This is a genomic window from Amycolatopsis azurea DSM 43854 (assembly GCF_001995215.1).
Classification (GTDB): Bacteria; Actinomycetota; Actinomycetes; order Mycobacteriales; family Pseudonocardiaceae; genus Amycolatopsis; species Amycolatopsis azurea.
In genome coordinates, this window is record NZ_MUXN01000011.1 from 86109 (window position 1) to 102508 (window position 16400).

Sequence of the window (16400 nt, forward strand, 5' to 3'; positions counted from 1 at the left end):
CCTTGGGAGCGCTAGGGGCAGTAATGGATTTCCAGGTTCTGGGGTCGGTCACGGTGCGGACGCGCGGACAGGCGTTCGCGGTCGGTGAGCCGCGCCAGCAGCAGATTCTGGCGGTGCTGCTCCTCGATGCCGGGCGGACGGTCGGGCTCGACTCACTGGTGACCCGGGTCTGGGGCGAGTCGCCGCCCAAACAGGTCCGCCGGTCCTTGCAGGCGCACATAACGCGGATCCGGCGGATGCTCGAGCAGGCCGATCCGGGGAGCGCGTGGCTCGTGCGGGACGTCGGCGGGTACCGGCTGGACATCAGCCCCGATCAGGTCGACGTGTTCCGGTTCCGGAACGCGGTGCGGGACGAGTCCACGGACCGTGCCGCGTTGGCCGAGGCGCTCGGCCTGTGGCGCGGCGAGCCGTTGGCGGGGCTGGCCGGAGAGTGGGCCGAGCGCACCCGCCGCACCTTGAGCCAGGAACACGAGGCCGCCGTGGTGGCCTGGGCGGCGGCGGAGATCCGCGCCGGTCAGGCGGCCGCCACGGTCATCCGGCTGACCGAGCTGCTCGACGAGCATCCCTTGCACGAGGGCGCCGCGGCGGTGCTGATGCGCGCCCTGTACGCGGTGGGCCGGACGGCCGACGCCCTGGCCGTGCACGACCGGATCCGCCGGGCGCTGCGTGACGAGCTCGGTGTCGATCCCGGTCCGGAGCTGGCCGCGGTGTACGAAGCCGTGCTGCGCCACGATCTTCCGCCGGGGGAGCGGACGGTACCGGCGCAGCTGCCCGCCGCCGTCACCGAATTCACCGGCAGGGCGGACGAGATCGCCGAGCTGGACCGGCTGGCGGGCCGGGTGGGCGACGGGCCGCTGATCGTCTGCCTGACCGGGACGGCCGGGGCGGGCAAGACCGCGACTGTCGTGCACTGGGGGCATCGGGTGCGCGACCGGTTCCCGGACGGGCAGCTGTACCTGGATCTGCGCGGGTACGCGCCGGAGAAGCCGGTGTCGCCCGACGACGCGCTCGGCGCGTTCCTGACGGCGTTGCTGTCCGGCGGCGCGGAGATCCCGCTCGGGGTGACCGAACGCGCGGCCCGGTTCCGCACCGAGCTGGACGGCAGACGGATACTGGTGGTGCTGGACAACGCGGCCTCCGTCGACCAGGTCCGCCCGCTGTTGCCCGGCACCGGTGGTTGCGCCGTCGTGGTGACCAGCCGTGACGCGCTCACCGGTCTCGTGGCGCTGTACGGCGCGCACCGCGTCACCGTCGACCAGCTTCCGCTGTCCGACGCGGTCACGTTGCTCAGGCGGCTGGTCGGGCCGCGCGTGGACGCCGAACCCGAGCCTGCCGCCACGCTCGCCGAACGGTGCGTACGACTGCCGCTGACCCTGCGCCTCGCGGCCGAACTCGCCGTGTCCCGCCCCGCGGTCCCGCTTACCCGGCTGGCCGACGAACTGCGCGCGGCCCAGCGGACCCTCGACGTGCTGAGCGGCGGGGACGACCAGCACGCCGCCATCCGCGCGGTGTTCTCCTGGTCGTTGCGGCAGCTGAGTGACCAGGCCGTCGAGGCCTTCGCCTCGCTCGGTCACCACCCCGCGCCGACCTTCGACGTCCACGCGCTGGCCGCGCTCGCCGGGCAACCGCTCGAGACGGCCCGAACCCTGCTGAGCACCCTCGCCCGCGCGCATCTCGTGCAATCGGCCGGTGTCGACCGGTACCTCATGCACGATCTGCTCAAGGCCTACGCGACGGAAACAGGCGACGTCGACGAGCGTTCCGCGCTCGACCGGGTCTACGCCTACTACCTCGCCACCGTCGCCGCGGCGATGGACCGGCTCTACCCCGGCGAAGCCCACCGCAGGCCGACCGTCTCCGCCGCCGCGAGCCCGGTGCCCGCGTTCCCGGGCGCCGGCGAAGCGCGGGACTGGCTGGACGCCGAACTCGCCACGATGCCCGCCCTCGCGGCACACGCGGCGACTCAAGGCCGCCCCGAGAGCTCGGTGGCGTTGTCCCGGTTGCTGTTCCGCTATCTCGACGGGCGCAACGAGACCGTCGCCATCTACATCCACGACCACGCGCGCGTCGCCGCCCACGCCATCGGCGACCGCGCCGGCGAGGCCACCGCCCTGCACGCGCTCGGCTGCGTCCATACCCAGGCAGGCCGCGCCGACGCGGCCGTGGCGCAGCTGAGCGCGGCGGCCACGCTGTTCAAGAGGATCGGCGATCTGTCGTCGCAGGGCCGGGCCGTGGGCGCCGTGGGCATGGTCGAAGAACGCGCCGGACGCTACCGGCCGGCCATCGACCACTACACCCGGGCGCTGGCGCTGTTCCGCCACGACACCGACCTGGTGGCCCAAGCACACGTCCTGACGAGGATCGGCACCGTCCAGGCCCGCATCGGTCACGCAGCCGCGGTGGCCAACCTGGATCACGCGATGGCGCTGCACAAGCAGGCAGGCCATCCTTTCGGCCAGGCGTGGGCCAAGCTCGGACTCGCCGAGGTCGCCCTCGCCCGCGACCACCTGAGCGACGCCCTCACCCTGCACAACGAAGCCGTGGAACTGTTCCGCTCCATCGGTCACCTCGAAAGCGAAGCCTGGAGCATGGACGGCCTCGGCCGGACCCACACCCTCCGCGGCCATCCCGCCCTGGCGGCCGAACACCACCGCCGCGCCCTCGACCTGTTCGTCGCGCGCGGCGACCGCGACGGCGAAACCTGGGCGCTCAACGGACTCGGCGAAGCATGCCGCGCCGGCGGCGACCCCGCGTCCGCCCACCGGAACCACACCACGGCACTGGAACTCGCCGTCCGGATCGGCGCGCTGGAACAGGCGGCCCGCGCCCACCACGGCCTCGCCAGGGTGGCCGTGGACACGGGCGACCTTCCCACCGCGCACCGGCACTACGACAGCGCCACCGCCATCTACCGGGACCTCACGCTGTCCACCGACCTGATCCGTGAGGAACTGGCGGATCTGGGCTGAGCGTAAGGATGGCCCGGGCACCGCGGTGCCCGGGCCATCCGGCGATGCACGACCTCGTACGGGTCAGCCGTGCAGTGGTCCTCCGAACGCGAAGTAGCTCGTGAAGCCGCCGACGAAGTTGGTCTGGATCCGGCTGTAGATCCGGTTGTCGGTGCCACGCACGATGAACTGGTCGGCCACCGTCCGGATGGGTGTCGCCGTTCCGCCACTGGCGGCGGGGTTGCCGAAGGCCGTGCCGCCCAGGTCGACGTAGCCGCCGAAGCGGGTCGACCCGGGTGGACGCCGGTTCAGGTAGATCCGGAGGTTGGTGCCCCGGACGTAGAACTGGAGCCCGTTGTCCTTGGCGATCGAGACGGCGATGTCGCTGGTGGCGACGCCGCCCAGGTTGACCCAGCCGGGATTGTCGAAGTTCCAGGTGAAGACGGCGTTGCTGCCGTTCTGCCGGGCGAACACCTCGTTGCCCCGGAAGGTGAACATGGCGCCCTCGTTGGCCAGCGTCGGGTTGCCGGTCGTGAACAGGTCACCGAGCTGCGACCAGCCGCTGATCGCCCCGGTGCTGTTGTTGATGACCGTGGAGAACAGGCGGTTGACCACCCCTCGCACCACGATCCGGATGCCGATGTCGAGGCCCGGGGAAGGGACGACCGCCGCCGAAATCTCACTGGTGGCGAACTGGCCGAGATCGGCCCAGCCCTGTGGCGCGCCCTGGACGAGAAGGTTGGTGAAGACCCGGCCGGTGTCCTTGTCGCGGGCGAAGATCCGGATCGTCGGCAGCTGGGCGCCGCGAGGCGGGATCTTGACCGCGGTGATCTCGCTGGAGATCAGCAGCCCGGGAATGACCTGGAAGGGGGTCGGGAAGTTGTACGAGACGACCAGGCTGGTGATCGCCTGGTTGCCGGTGTCGCGGGCGAAGATCTGGGCGCCCTCGGGCGCGGTCACGCCGCTCGGGTCGCCGATGATCTGCTGGCCGAAGGACCGGAAGTCACCGTAGCCGTTGGTGCTGGGCGTTCCCGGGCTGTACAGGATGGAGCCGTCCAGCCCGCGGGACAGCATGAACAGCCCCGACGGGTCGATCACCGGTGTGCTGTTGAACGTGACGTCCGGGCCCAGTGGCTCCGCGTCGGCGAGGGCCGTGCCCGGTGCCGAAAGCGCGACCATCGCGGCCATGGCCACGCCTGCCAGCGCTCTGACCAGTATCCGGCGCCGGTTCGGCGGACCGGACGCGAAACCCGCGCCGCGCCCGCTGCGTATCGAGATCATGTTTCCTCCGAGATTGGTTGAGACCTCTCGGAAGCTAGATCCGCCCTCCTGCGGGAATGTTGTGGAATCGCAGTGGCGACGGCCTCAGACGTCGCGAAAGTCCGTGAAGGCCTCCTTGAGGGACTCTGGGTCCCTCAAGGAGGCCTTCACGGACTGGTGCTCATCGTCCGGAGATCCGGTCGCTAGCTGAACTCGCGCTCCGCGAGCGCGAAGGTGCCGGGATCCACGAAGGGTTTCCCGGACTCCAGCAGCCATCGCTCCAGCTCCCGCCCGGTGTCGGTGCGGAAGTGGGCGTCGCCGTCCCGGGTGACCTGCACGGTCCCGCGTTGGACGAGCGCGGTCGTCGCACCCGCGCGCACGACGAAGCCGCGATAGCCGAGATCGTTCGCGATCCGGCCGCCGGGCGCCCGTGGCAAGGACTCGAGTCTCCGCTGGAACTCGGCGGCTTCGGCGTCGCGCAGGGTCCAAGCCGGGTTCTGCATCCCTGAGAAGATGTCGAGCTCGACGGAGACGGTGTCGGCCACGGTGGTGGTCCCTCCTGACGTCGTCGTCGGTGCCGTGCCGCACGCACAGAGGACGAGCGCCAGGAGGATCCACCGGAGACCGGAATGCACGGTGATGGCGGCTCCTAGGCGACGAGGGCTGTGCTGTTGTTCTGGTAGAAGTACCCGCAGAAGTCGGTGTAGTTCCCGCGACAGCAGTTGTTGGGAGCGTATCCCCGCCCGTTGTACTGGTAAATACTGTGGCCGCAGTCATCCGTGTACTTCGCGGGCGTCCCGCCCGGTTTGTGGCCCCACCACCAGTACGGCGCGTCGGTGACGAGCCGGTAGAAGTGGTAGTCCCGGTTCGGCCAGATCACCAGCACGATCGTGAGGCCGTTGGTCTGGCAGCCGTCCTTCCAGCCGTCGGCGTAGAGACCGTTGGTCACGCCGCCGCAGGTGATCGAGGTCGCGGGCCGCCCGCCCCGCCTGCCCGGCAGCGCGAAACGCACCCCTGCCAGATGGTTGCTGGCGAAGCAGTAACAGTTGTTCCTGGTGACGTTCTCGGGTTTGTTGAACAGGTCCGCGTTCGCGGAGAAGTAGTTGGAATTGCAGTCCCACCACGTCGCGCCCTCGGTGTGCACTTCGCCCGGTTCGTTGGGCGAATGCGCTCCCTCGCCTTCGAGATCGGCGATTTCGGTGCCGTCCGTGTGACGGCTGACGAATCCGGCGGGATCGACCGCGTCGAAAGACGATTGAAGCAAGGCGACCCCGTTCGACGCGACTTCGCGCAATTCGTCGTCGACTCCCGCGTCCGGGTAGGCCGCGGAGGTCCGCAGGAGCCATTCGGCGGCCGGTTCCGTCGCGGGTTTGCTGCCGATCCGGAATTCGGTCGGGAGCGGGGTTCCCCAGGCGGACGCGCGTTCGTTCCACGGTCCGTCGTCCGTCTTGGCCAGCCGGACGAGAAGACCCCGGTAACCGAGGCTGAACTGTTCGTCGGGTGTGACCGCCGGCGACACCTGTGCCGGGTCGGCCGTGATTCTTTCGATGAGTTCCTGTTCCTCTCTTCCCGAGAGGGTCCAGGTCGGATTGGGCATACCTGAGAAGATGTCGAGTTCGACTTCGAGCACGGCTGCACCTCGCCTTTGATCGCTTCCCTTCCCCGACACCTTTCTACTCCGGCGGGAAGCGATCGAATAGGGACTTAATGCTCCACTTGCAATTTCGTGCGTGCGAAAGATTTCCCTTAAATACGCCCTATCGGGCAGGAAGGACGTGAAGTCCTTCGCGATCGGTGCTCAGGCACAAGGAACAGACCGTGCCGCCGGTCGCGCTCGCGGTCATGTCTGGTCGTTCGTAGCGCTGCCCGCAGACCACGCAGTCGTAATGGGTCCCGCTGGGATTCCCGTCTTCGTCCAGTAGCGGTTCGGCGATCCCGTCGTCGGTGCGGCGCAGGTAGAACCGGCCCCGGGTGACGATCGCCAGGGACGGTGTGAGCACGACCGCGATCCCGACCGCCACCAAGGGCGAATACGGTCGCAGGGTCTCGCCGAAGAGTCCGAAGTAGACGGAGATCGACAGGAGTGACGAAGCCAGGAAGGACACGACGCCCACCGGATTGACCGCGTAGAGCATGCCGCGGCGGAATTCCGGTTGTTTCGGGGAAAGCCCGAGGACGAACTTGTTGATCGCGATGTCGGTGGCGACCGTGACGACCCACGCCATCGCGCAGTTGGAATAGAAGCTCAGGATGGAGTTGAGGAAGCTGAACATGTCCGCTTCCATCAGGATCAGCGCGATCGCCAGGTTCACCAGCACGAACACCAGCCGCCCCGGATAACGCTTCGTGACGCGGGTGAACGAGTTGGTCCAGGCGAGGGAACCGGAATAGGCGTTCGTGACGTTGATCTTGACCTGACTGAGCACGACCAGGACCAGCGCGAGCGGGACGACCAGCCACGGCGGCATGAGTTCGGTGAACACGCCGGTGAACTGCTCGATGGGCTCCACCGCCGCGGCGGTGCCGACGGCGTCGAGGATGTAGACGGCCATGAACACGCCGATGGCCTGCTTGACCGCGCCGAACACGACCCAGCCCGGTCCGGCCATGATCATCGACGTCCACCAGGCACGCCGGTTCTCCGCGGTCCGCGGCGGCATGAACCGCAGGTAGTCGACCTGCTCGCCGATCTGTCCCATCAGCGAGAGGCACACTCCGGCGCCGAGCATGATCGCCGCGGTGCTCAGGCCGGAGCCGCTCGTCCCCTCGTGCGCCAGCCACCGCCGCACCGAATCCGGGTCCTTGACGATGAGGAAGGCCAACGGCCCGACCATCAGCAGCAGCCACAACGGGTTCGTCCAGCTTTGCAGCTTCGCCAGTGTCTTCATCCCGTAGATCACCAGCGGGATGATGGCCAGCGTGGACACGAGATAGCCCAGCCACAACGGCAGCGACAACGCGTATTTCAGGCCCTGCGCCATGATCGAGCCTTCGAGGGCGAAGAAGATGAACGTGAAGCTGGCGAAGATCACGCTGGTGACGACCGACCCGTAGTAACCGAACCCGGAGCCGCGGGTGATCAGGTCGAGGTCGATGTTGTATCGGGCCGCGTAGTAGGCCAGCGGGAATCCGGTCAGGAAGATGATGACCGCCGCGACGCCGATCGCGAGCAGCGCGTTCGGGGTCCCGTGGGTGAGACCGATGCCCGCGCCGATGGAGAAGTCCGCCATGTAGGCGATCCCGCCGAGGGCGGAGGCTCCGACCACCGCGGGGGTCCACCGTCGATAGGTCCGCGGCGCGAACCTCAGCGTGTAATCCTCGAGGGTTTCCTTCGTCGCCCCGGGCGCGCGGGCGGTCACCTCGTCAACGGCCATGATCGTCTTCTCCTCGCAGGGGGACGGGGGCGGGGAGGAAGGTACGAACGCCGCGTTTCGCGCGGCTACCGCTGCCGGTTACACGGCCGTTTCGGGGTGTAACGAAGCCCCAGGCTCACGGGTCACCAGACGATGACCCCGCCGCCGGCACCCAGCGCGCGCCCGGCCGCGATCTGGATGTTCGCCAAGCGCCACGAAATCGCTTCCACGTACCACTGGTGGTCGTGGGAGGGGTCCGTCCCGGGGACCAGCTTGTCCAGATTGGCCCGGAGGAGCTTGGTCTCCACGACGAAATCGGGCACCTGAGCGGGCATGACCGTGAGGTCGCCGCCGTCCAGGACCGGAAAGAACCGGGCACCCAGCGCGCGAGCGGCCGCCGAGCCCCACACCGTGGTGCGCCAGCTCTCGAATCCCGCGAGTTCTTCGCAGCACGCCGGAGTGTCCAGCAGCCGCGTCTTGCCCTCTTCGACCACGAACACGTGCACCGTCAAGCTCACGCCGCCACCCGATCACATCCGCCCGGCCCCGGTCCACCAGATTCGGCTCCGGATGCCGACTCGCCGGTCCGGTGATGTCATGTCACCCGTGGACCTGACCCTCGTCGTCGTGCTCGGTGTCATCAGCATCGTGCTCGTGGCCGCCTTCTCCGAGCGGCTCAACCTGGCCGCGCCGCTGAGCCTCGTGCTGGTCGGCATCGGCCTGAGTTTCCTGCCGGGCGTCCCGCATCCGGAGGTCGAACCGGAGCTGATCCTCGCCGGGGTGCTGCCCCCGCTGCTGTATTCGGCGGCGGTGAACATGCCGATGGTCGACTTCCGGCGGAACATCCGGCCGATCACCGGCCTCGCGGTCCTGCTCGTGGTGGGCTCGACCCTGGGCGCGGGCTGGCTGTTCCACTGGCTGGTGCCGGACATCGGCTGGCCCGCCGCGTTCGCGCTCGGCGCGGTCATCAGTCCCACCGACGCCGTCGCGGCGACGTCCGTGGGACGGCGGCTCGGCCTGCCTCCCCGGCTGCTGACCGTGCTCGAAGGCGAAGGGCTCGTCAACGACGCCTCCGCGCTGGTGCTGCTGCGGTCCGCCGTCGCCGCTGTCGCCGGGTCCGTGTCCGTCTGGGGAATCGTGGGGGAGTTCGCCCTCGCGGTCGTGGTGGCGGTGGCGATCGGGATCCTGGTCGGCTACGTCAACGTCCGGGTGCGCGCGTTGCTGGGCAACGCGGTGCTCAACACCGCCATCTCCTTCGTGGTCCCGTTCATCGCTTACCTGCCGGCGGAAGAGGCCGGGGCTTCCGGCGTCCTCTCCGTCGTCGTCGCCGGCCTGGTGACCGGCCACCTCGCCCCGCGGCACCTGCGCGCGACCGACCGGCTCGCCGAGACCGTCAACTGGCGCACCGTGGCCTTCCTGCTGGAGAGCGGGATGTTCCTGCTCATGGGGCTCAGCGTCAAAACCCTCGTCGACGAGGTGCACAAGGACGGTTCGAGCGCTTGGCAGGCGCTCTACATCGGCCTGGCGGCTTCGGTACTCGTCATCCTGGCGCGCATCGTCTTCGTCGGACCGCTCGTCGCGGGCCTGTACCGCGAACAACGCAAGGCCGCGCGATTCAAGCCACGCCTGGAAACGACGCAGGCGGTGTTGCGGGGCGACGAGTCCAACCCCGCCGTCACCGAACGCCTGGACAAGGCTTCACCGCGGCGGGTGGCGCATTTCCGGAAACGGCTCGACCGTGCCGCCGCCGACGTCGAGTTCCGGCTCACCGAGACCCTCGGCTGGCGTGGCGGCGTGGTGCTCGGCTGGGCGGGGATGCGCGGCGCGATCACCCTGGCGGCGGCGCAGACGCTTCCGCAGGACACGCCGGACCGCGGCCTGCTGATCCTGATCGCCTACGTGGTGGCGACCACGACGCTGCTGGTTCAGGGTTTGACGCTGCCGGCGGTCATCCGCGCGGCACGCGTGCCCGAGGAGGACCCGGGCAAGTCGCGCGCGGAGTACGTCCGCCTCATGACCGAGCTGACCGACGCGGCGAGATCCCTTTTGGACGACCCGGCCCTGGAAGACCCGGGCAACGGGCCGTTCACCGAGCGAGTCCTGGACCGGGTACGCGCCGACACCCGTATCCCGGCCGAAGGGTCGGAGAAGACCCCGGCGCCCGAACACGCCGAAAACGTGTTCCAGTACCTGCGGCTGCGGTTGCGTGTCCTCACCGAGCAGTCCGAAAGTCTCCAACGGGCCCGGTCGAGCGGCCGCTACAGCTCGGAGGCGCTGGGCCGTGCGCAGACCTCCCTCGACGTGGAGATGGCGCGCCTCGAACAACTGGCGGACCGGTAATGTACGGGTACTTGATTTGCCGCCTGCGAAGATCTTGGGGTCGAGATGAGCATGGACGAGGCCGCGCGCTTGAGTGCGGCGGTGGACAAGGTCTCGGTGGGACGGGTGTACGACTACCTGCTCGGTGGGACGCACAACTACGCCGTGGACCAGGCTTTCGCCGAGAAACAGCTCGCCGTGCTGCCGGAGATCCGCGATTTCGCGCGGGCGAACCGGGCGTTCCTCGGGCGCGCGGTGCGGTTCATGGTCGATCAGGGCATCCGGCAGTTCGTGGACATCGGCTCCGGCCTGCCGACGCAGGGCAACGTGCACGAGGTGGCCGACGAGGTGGCCCCGGGTGAATGCCGGGTCGTCTACATCGACAACGAGCCGATCGCCCGCGCGCACGCGCAGATCCTGCTCGAACAGACCGCCGACCCGAACCGGCACGCCGCGCTCGACGCCGACTTCTTCGACCAGGGCCTGCTGTGGGAACGCGTGCTGGACACCGGCCTGATCGACCGGACCCAGCCGATCGGGCTGCTGCTGGTGGCCCTGCTGCATTTCATGCCCGACGAGCAGAATCCGCACGCCACGCTCGGCTTCCATCGCGCCATGCTGCCGCCCGGCAGTTTCCTGGCGGTGTCGCACATCCACGTCGCGCCCGAGGACGTCGAGACCCAGAACGCGGGCAAGCGGGTGGCCGAGGAGTACGGGCGCCGGACCAACCACACCGCGATCATGCGGTCGCGCGAGCAGGTCGCCGAATTCTTCGGTGACCTGGAACTGGTCGACCCCGGTCTGGTGTGGCTGCCCCAGTGGCGCCCCGGCGCCGGGGACTTCGTCGACGAAGCTCCTCGTTCGCGCGGCCTGGCCGGAGTTGCGCGCACCCGCTAATTGAGTTTTCGCCCGCCGGGCGAGACGGTATGAAGGAACGATGATCAGCGGGGGAGGGGCCCGGAACCAGGCCGTCGTGCCTGCGGATCGCACCGTCCTCCCGCTGCTCGCGCTTTACGTGTGCTGGGGTTCGGCGATCCCGGCGATGAAGCTGATGGTCGAAACGATTCCGCCGATCGGCGGGGCGGCGTTGGTCTTCCTGCTGTCGGGGATCGTGCTCGCCGGTGTCGCGCGCGGCCGTCCGCGGCCCACGCGACGGCAGGTGCGGACCCTGATGATCGCCGGGGTGTTGCTGCTGGTGGGCGGGCAAGGGCTCGCCACGGTGGCGCTGACGGAGGTGACCGCCAGCCTCGGGGCGATCCTGGCCGCGGCCATTCCGCTGTGGGTGGTGCTGCTCGGCGGCCTGACCGGGGTCCGGGCGTCGGTCGCGTCGTGGATCCGTCTCGTGGCGGGGTTCGGCGGCATCGTGATCGTCGTGCTGACGGCACCGGGCAGTGCGATTGGCGGCGCGCCTTGGGCGGTCGTGGCGTTCTGTGTCGCGCCGATCCTGTGGGCGGCGGGAAGTCTTCTGACGGCGAACGTCGACAGGCCGCTGGACCGAGTGGTCGCCGGCGCGGTCCAGTTGCTCGCCGGTGGAACGGTGCTGGTCGTGGTCGCGCTGTCGCTCGGCCAGCTCGATCCGGCGCAATGGGCGGACGTCAGCTGGACGTCGGCAGGAGCAGCGGTCTTCCTTCTCGTTTTCGATTCCCTGCTCGGCTTCATGCTCTACACGCGTCTGCTGGAGACCGCGCCCGCGCCACTGGTCAGCACTTACGCCTACATCACACCGCTCGTCGGCGCCGCGATCGGTGCGACCGTGCTCGACGAGCCGCTGTGGGTCGGTGCTTTCGCTGGTGGGGCCTTGGTACTCGGCGCTGTCGCACTCGAGCTGCGGGCGCGCTGAGTCCGAGATCGTCCTGTGCGATCTGCGGGCCACCTCGATGTCGCTTAGCGTTGAAAGAAGCTTCCCTTCAACTGGTGAGGAGCTGACGACACCGACACGGAGGAACGGTCTATGACGCGGCTCGACGCGGCCACGAAGGATCCGAACAAAGGGTACGTAGCTCTTCTCGGGTGGAGCCTCAACGCTGTCGAGGCACTGGACCGGTTCGATCGGCGCTATGTCGTCGTCGCACCGGACTGGGCCGAGAAGTACTGCGTGGAACACGACATTCCTTACCTGCCATGGAATTTCGAGCGGCTCAACGACCGCTCACTGGAGATCGCCGAGACGCTGCAACGCAAAGGCGTCGACGTCGCGATCCCGCTGTTCGAGGAAACCGTGGAGTGGGCGGGGGCGATCAACGCCGTCCTGCTGGACAATCCGCGCCTGTTCGGTCAGGCCATGCTGCTGCGGGACAAATCGCTGATGAAACGCCGGGCGCAGCTCGGCGGCATCCGGGTCGGGATCTTCGAAGAGGCCCACGACCGGGACGACGTGATTCGTTTCCTCAAGCGTGTCAACCAAACCCTGCTCAAACTCGACGGCGACCCGAACGACCCGATCCATCTCAAGGCCTTCGACAAGGCGGGCTGCCTCGGGCACCGCGTCGTCCGCACGCCCGACGACGTCGACGCGATCCCGGAGGAGGAGTTCCCGGTACTGATGGAGTCGCATCTCGACGGCTGGGAATTCGCCGTCGAAGCGTGGATCCACAAAGGAAAGATCAAGTTCCTGAACATCTCCGAGTACGTCACGCTGGGCTACTCGGTGTTCGTGCCCGCCACTCCGGAGCTGGAGCGGTACCGGCCGCAGATCACCGCGCAGATCGAAAAGCTGATCAAGACCTTCGACATCGAGTTCGGCTTCGTGCACCCTGAGTACTTCGTCACCAACGACGGCGAGATGTACTTCGGCGAAGTCGCCTACCGGCCGCCGGGGTTCAAGGTGTTCGAGCTGCTGGAGCGGGCCTACGGGTTCAACGCCTACCAGGGGCTGGCGCTGGCCTTCGATCCGAAGACGACCGAGGAGGAGATCGACGCGTTCTTCCCACAGGAGGTCGAAGACGCCAGCGGGGTCGCGGGCTGCTTCGGGGTCTACCCGCGTCGTCGCGTGGTCAGTGAGCTGCGGATTCCGCCCGAAACCGAGGACCACGACTACTACGAGTCACACGATCTTTCGGCGCCGCTGGAGGAGACGGTCACCAAACGGACCGCGTTCGGTACACACTGGGGTCTGCTGTACTTCTTCGGCGACGACACCTACCGGATGCGTGACCTGCTGAAGCAACAGGAAGAACTAGACTTCTACGTCTGAGGGGCAGCCCCGCGCAGGAGACCGACCCGAGGGATGCCTTTGAAACCGACCGTCGATGTTCATGGCGCGTCCGCCACGCTGGACAAACGCGTGGCGTCGCTCGACGACGCCATCAAGGTGATGGCCGAAACCCGCGACTTCGGCAAGCACACGAAGCTGCGGCGGATCCTGGAGGCGTTGCGGCGGGTGCTGATGCAGCCGGGCGGCGCCGCGGCGGTCCAGGCCAGGGCGCGGGCCTTGGAGGAGGCGGGCCTGTTCCTGGGCACGGACTGGGCCACCCCGGAGATCCTGATCCCGGCGCTGGTCGGACCGGGTCTCCACGCGGGAGACGCGGACACCGTGGTGATGGAGGCGTGCAGCGAGCTGCGCACGCTCGCCGTCGCCCGCGGTGACTACGAGCACCCGACGCTGTCCGCCGAAGAAGCCCGCAAGTTCTTGTCCCAGGTGCTCGCGCTGAACCTGGAACTGCTGTTCGCCCCGCCCACCGAGGCGGAGCGGCGGCAAGGCCGGACCGCACAGCTGATCAGGGACCTGTTCCGGCACGTCGCCGACGAGATCGGCTACGAGAGCGTGCTGGACAAGCTGGTCGAGGAGATCTGGCGGATCCTGCGGCAGCGGCCGATCCAGGTCGAACAGGTGCAGTCGCTGATCACGCGGATCGCCGTCTACCGCGGAGACCCGGAAGGCGATCTCGGCAATGCGCCGGGGCAGGGCATCGACAGGCTGATCAGCGCGCTGTTCGGCACCACGGAGGCCTGCCGGGAGGATCCGGGCACCGAGGTCTTCCGGTCCCGGCTGGAGGCGATGGACGACGGTGGCCTGCAGTACGAGGCCACCGGGTTCGCCAGGGCGATGCACGACACCGGGCTCGTCTCGCCGTATCACGCCGAGCTGCTGCGGTTCCTGCGGCACAAGAGCGACTACCTGCTCGGGGAGGCGCTCGGTCTGTCCGAGACCGGCCGCAACAGCCTGCTGCGCCACCGCGACCTGATCCACCGGCTGATCGAGGTCGCGGTGCACACGCAGACCGCCCAGTGCATCTACGGGCTGGCACTGCTACTCGACCGCGGCATCCTCCACGCGCCGCCGATGGTGCCCGCGCTGTGGCGTCAGCTGGGGCTGGAACTGTCCGAAGCCGCGCGCGAGCGGCTGACGACGGTGTTCGGCGACGACCCGGGTCCCGAGGCGAGGCTGATCGCGGGTGTGCTGTCGATGCTGGGCCTGCCGCTGGGCGTCGGGCAGGGCGACAACCCGACGTGTCAGTCGGCTCGCGCGCTGTCGATGTGGGCCTACAACGACCCGGACTACCTGCTGCAGATCGTGGTCTGGGCGGCGCGGGACGACGAGATCGTCATGCATTTCGAAGGCCAGCCGATCTCGTCGAACGACAGCGCCGGCGGAGTCGCGAGCACCCCGCAGACGGATCTGGATCCGGTGTCGCTGCTCGTGGTGCCGCATCTGGACCGGATCTACGCCGAGATGGGGCGCCGCTGCATCGGACGGCCCGGCGATCCGCACCGCTGGGTCAACCCCGAGTTCCACGGCTGGTGGGCCGCGCGCGGGTTCCGGATCAACGTCGACGTCGAGACCGGGAACCTGATCGACCTCGACAACTTCCTGCGGCAGTTCCACGTCAGCTATCACCCGGCCTACAACGGCGGGCAGCCGCTGATCCACCCGCAGCCCGCCGGGGTCGCCGTCACCGACAGCGCGGCCCGCTATGTCGGCTGGCACGCGATCACCATCCTGCGCGTCGCCGCCGACCCGCAGGACGTCACCCGGGTGTACTTCTACAACCCGAACAACGACAGCGGACAGGACTGGGGTGACGGCGTCGTGGTGTCGACCGCGGGCAACGGCGAACGGTTCGGCGAAGCCTCGCTGCCGTTCGACCAGTTCGCTTCGCGGCTCTACATCTTCCACACCGACCCGCTCGAACACGGGGAGCCGGAAAAGGTACCGGCCGAGGACGTCACCCGGATCATCGACTACATCGAACGCAGCTGGGGCGCGAACCGGTTGCCGGGCGGCACACTCCAGGCGTCGAAGACCCCGCAGACCTAGGCTGTCCTGTACATGAAGGTCCCCTTCCTTACGCCAGGCGCAAGGAAGGGGACCTTCATGTACTTCGGCGGGTTGTGAAGGTCGCGTTCCTCGGCTGAGCCGCGTGAAGGGGTCCTTCACGCGCACCCGCTGAGGTGTGTGGGATTTCTGTGGTGTTTGGGGTTCCTGCGGCGTCACGGCTGTCCGTGAAGGCCCCCTTGAGGGACCCAGGGTCCGTGAAGGCCTCCTTCACTACCTTCAGGGTAGGCAAGGAGGCCTTCACGGACTCGGCCCGCGGTCGCGAGACGCAACAGCCTCCAGTCAGGCCGAGCACCGGGTCTCGTGAGTGGTAAGTGTCGTTAGAACGTCACTTACCACTCACGACCACCTGCACCGACACGCACCCGCACTTCCCCCTTCCGGCCCCGATTTCCCAGCTGCCGGCGGTGTCGCGAAAGCCACTTTCGGGACGTCCAGCGTCCCGAAAGTGGCTTTCGCGACATCCGAGGCAGAGGCAAGTGAGCGAGCGGGTTCGCCACTCACGAACACTCACGACCACCTGCACCGAAAACGTCAGCCGGTCACGTCCAGGTGCGCGGGCACCGGGGTCGGCTTGGGCGCCTTGCCGCCGGGCTGGGGCTTGTCGCCGCCGGGCTTGGTCGGCGGTTCCGGCTTCTCGCCCGCGGACTTGGCGCAGGTCGCCGACGCGATGTCCAGGGTCTGCGTCTTGCCGAGCAGTTTGGCCGAAACCGCTGTCACGGTAAGGGTTCCGTCGGCGTTCTTGGTCTGCTTGTTCACCGTCAGTTCGAGCAGCGAGGCCACCGGGACGGTGGTGTTCGGCGCGACCTGGTCGAGTTTGAGCGTCTTGCCGCCGACCTTCAGGTTCGCGATCGACACGGAACCCTTGCCGTCACTGCACTCGGCCTCGATCACCTCGGCGCTCAGCCCGGGAAGGGCGGCCCCGGTGGGCAGCAGGCCGAGGTTCAGGGCGAGCCCGGCGACACTGGATTCGGCGTGCCCCGGCTTCACCGCGGCGTTCAGCGCCTTCGCGCCGACCAGCGACGGCCCTTCGGACGGCAGCGCCACCGAGGCGAGGGATTCCTTGCCCGGCCCGGAAACCGAAGGCGTGCGGGGAATCTTGACCAGGCCGGACGCGGCGATGGCGTACGCGGACTCGGCGGGGGCCGCCGTCGCGGGGGTGGCGGCGAGGACCAGGCAGGCCGCGGCCGTGCAGGCGAGCACGCCGGTTGTACGTGGGGACAAGGAAATTACCTCCGTGGTTCG

General features: G+C 68.5%; 12 protein-coding genes. 6 read left to right on the top strand and 6 right to left on the bottom strand.

Translation table 11 applies throughout. The annotated features are described in order from the left end of the window. Nucleotides 1–23: 23 nt before the first annotated feature. The gene (locus B0293_RS15040) at nucleotides 24–2969 is read left to right on the top strand and encodes an AfsR/SARP family transcriptional regulator (RefSeq protein WP_005157523.1); all 2946 of its coding nucleotides are present in this window, start codon (nucleotides 24–26) and stop codon (nucleotides 2967–2969) included. A 63-nt stretch (nucleotides 2970–3032) separates the two neighbouring features. Here B0293_RS15040 and B0293_RS15045 read toward each other — a convergent pair whose 3' ends face one another. The 5 genes from B0293_RS15045 to B0293_RS15065 all read right to left on the bottom strand — a co-directional run bounded on the left by B0293_RS15045 (nucleotide 3033) and on the right by B0293_RS15065 (nucleotide 8079). Next, nucleotides 3033–4229: a hypothetical protein gene (locus tag B0293_RS15045; protein WP_005157526.1), complete on the bottom strand. Its 1197-nt coding sequence runs from the start codon at nucleotides 4227–4229 to the stop codon at nucleotides 3033–3035. Between the two features lie 182 nt (nucleotides 4230–4411). Continuing rightward, entirely contained in the window at nucleotides 4412–4753 is a 342-nt protein-coding gene (locus B0293_RS15050) for a hypothetical protein (RefSeq protein WP_005157528.1), read from the bottom strand. Between the two features lie 104 nt (nucleotides 4754–4857). Beyond that, nucleotides 4858–5838: a hypothetical protein gene (locus B0293_RS15055; RefSeq protein WP_005157530.1), complete on the bottom strand. Its 981-nt coding sequence runs from the start codon at nucleotides 5836–5838 to the stop codon at nucleotides 4858–4860. Nucleotides 5839–5965: 127 nt separating this feature from the next. Further along, nucleotides 5966–7582 (bottom strand): purine-cytosine permease family protein, encoded by a 1617-nt coding sequence (locus tag B0293_RS15060; RefSeq protein ID WP_005157532.1) that lies wholly within the window; start codon nucleotides 7580–7582, stop codon nucleotides 5966–5968. Between the two features lie 122 nt (nucleotides 7583–7704). Then, nucleotides 7705–8079, bottom strand: coding sequence for a hypothetical protein (locus B0293_RS15065; RefSeq protein WP_039917988.1), 375 nt, complete (start codon nucleotides 8077–8079; stop codon nucleotides 7705–7707). A gap of 79 nt (nucleotides 8080–8158) precedes the next feature. Between B0293_RS15065 and B0293_RS15070 the strand changes: the two genes are divergently transcribed. The 5 genes from B0293_RS15070 to B0293_RS15090 all read left to right on the top strand — a co-directional run bounded on the left by B0293_RS15070 (nucleotide 8159) and on the right by B0293_RS15090 (nucleotide 15137). Then, nucleotides 8159–9901 carry a cation:proton antiporter gene (locus B0293_RS15070; RefSeq protein WP_245191945.1) on the top strand — a complete coding sequence of 581 codons (1743 nt, stop codon included), beginning with the start codon at nucleotides 8159–8161 and terminating at the stop codon, nucleotides 9899–9901. 51 nt (nucleotides 9902–9952) lie between these two features. Next, entirely contained in the window at nucleotides 9953–10777 is an 825-nt protein-coding gene (locus B0293_RS15075) for an SAM-dependent methyltransferase (protein WP_005157539.1), read from the top strand. A 40-nt stretch (nucleotides 10778–10817) separates the two neighbouring features. After that, nucleotides 10818–11720, top strand: coding sequence for an EamA family transporter (locus B0293_RS15080; protein WP_052014448.1), 903 nt, complete (start codon nucleotides 10818–10820; stop codon nucleotides 11718–11720). A 111-nt stretch (nucleotides 11721–11831) separates the two neighbouring features. Next, nucleotides 11832–13073, top strand: coding sequence for an ATP-grasp domain-containing protein (locus B0293_RS15085; RefSeq protein ID WP_005157543.1), 1242 nt, complete (start codon nucleotides 11832–11834; stop codon nucleotides 13071–13073). A 33-nt stretch (nucleotides 13074–13106) separates the two neighbouring features. Further along, the gene (locus B0293_RS15090; protein ID WP_052014450.1) at nucleotides 13107–15137 is read left to right on the top strand and encodes a hypothetical protein; all 2031 of its coding nucleotides are present in this window, start codon (nucleotides 13107–13109) and stop codon (nucleotides 15135–15137) included. Between the two features lie 552 nt (nucleotides 15138–15689). On the opposite strand, the gene B0293_RS15095 is transcribed toward B0293_RS15090, so the two are convergent. Continuing rightward, a complete protein-coding gene (locus B0293_RS15095) occupies nucleotides 15690–16379 on the bottom strand; it encodes a choice-of-anchor P family protein (RefSeq protein WP_063936638.1) in 690 nt (229 codons plus the stop codon). Nucleotides 16380–16400: the final 21 nt, after the last annotated feature.

Excerpts from the sequence above, each read along its gene's own strand:
- B0293_RS15060 (WP_005157532.1), bottom strand. The coding sequence starts at position 7,582 with ATGGCCGTTGACGAGGTGACCGCCCGCGCGCCCGGGGCGACGAAGGAA.
- B0293_RS15070 (WP_245191945.1), top strand. The coding sequence starts at position 8,159 with ATGTCACCCGTGGACCTGACCCTCGTCGTCGTGCTCGGTGTCATCAGC.
- B0293_RS15040 (WP_005157523.1), top strand. The coding sequence starts at position 24 with ATGGATTTCCAGGTTCTGGGGTCGGTCACGGTGCGGACGCGCGGACAG.
- B0293_RS15090 (WP_052014450.1), top strand. The coding sequence starts at position 13,107 with ATGCCTTTGAAACCGACCGTCGATGTTCATGGCGCGTCCGCCACGCTG.
- B0293_RS15080 (WP_052014448.1), top strand. The coding sequence starts at position 10,818 with ATGATCAGCGGGGGAGGGGCCCGGAACCAGGCCGTCGTGCCTGCGGAT.
- B0293_RS15085 (WP_005157543.1), top strand. The coding sequence starts at position 11,832 with ATGACGCGGCTCGACGCGGCCACGAAGGATCCGAACAAAGGGTACGTA.
- B0293_RS15045 (WP_005157526.1), bottom strand. The coding sequence starts at position 4,229 with ATGATCTCGATACGCAGCGGGCGCGGCGCGGGTTTCGCGTCCGGTCCG.
- B0293_RS15075 (WP_005157539.1), top strand. The coding sequence starts at position 9,953 with ATGGACGAGGCCGCGCGCTTGAGTGCGGCGGTGGACAAGGTCTCGGTG.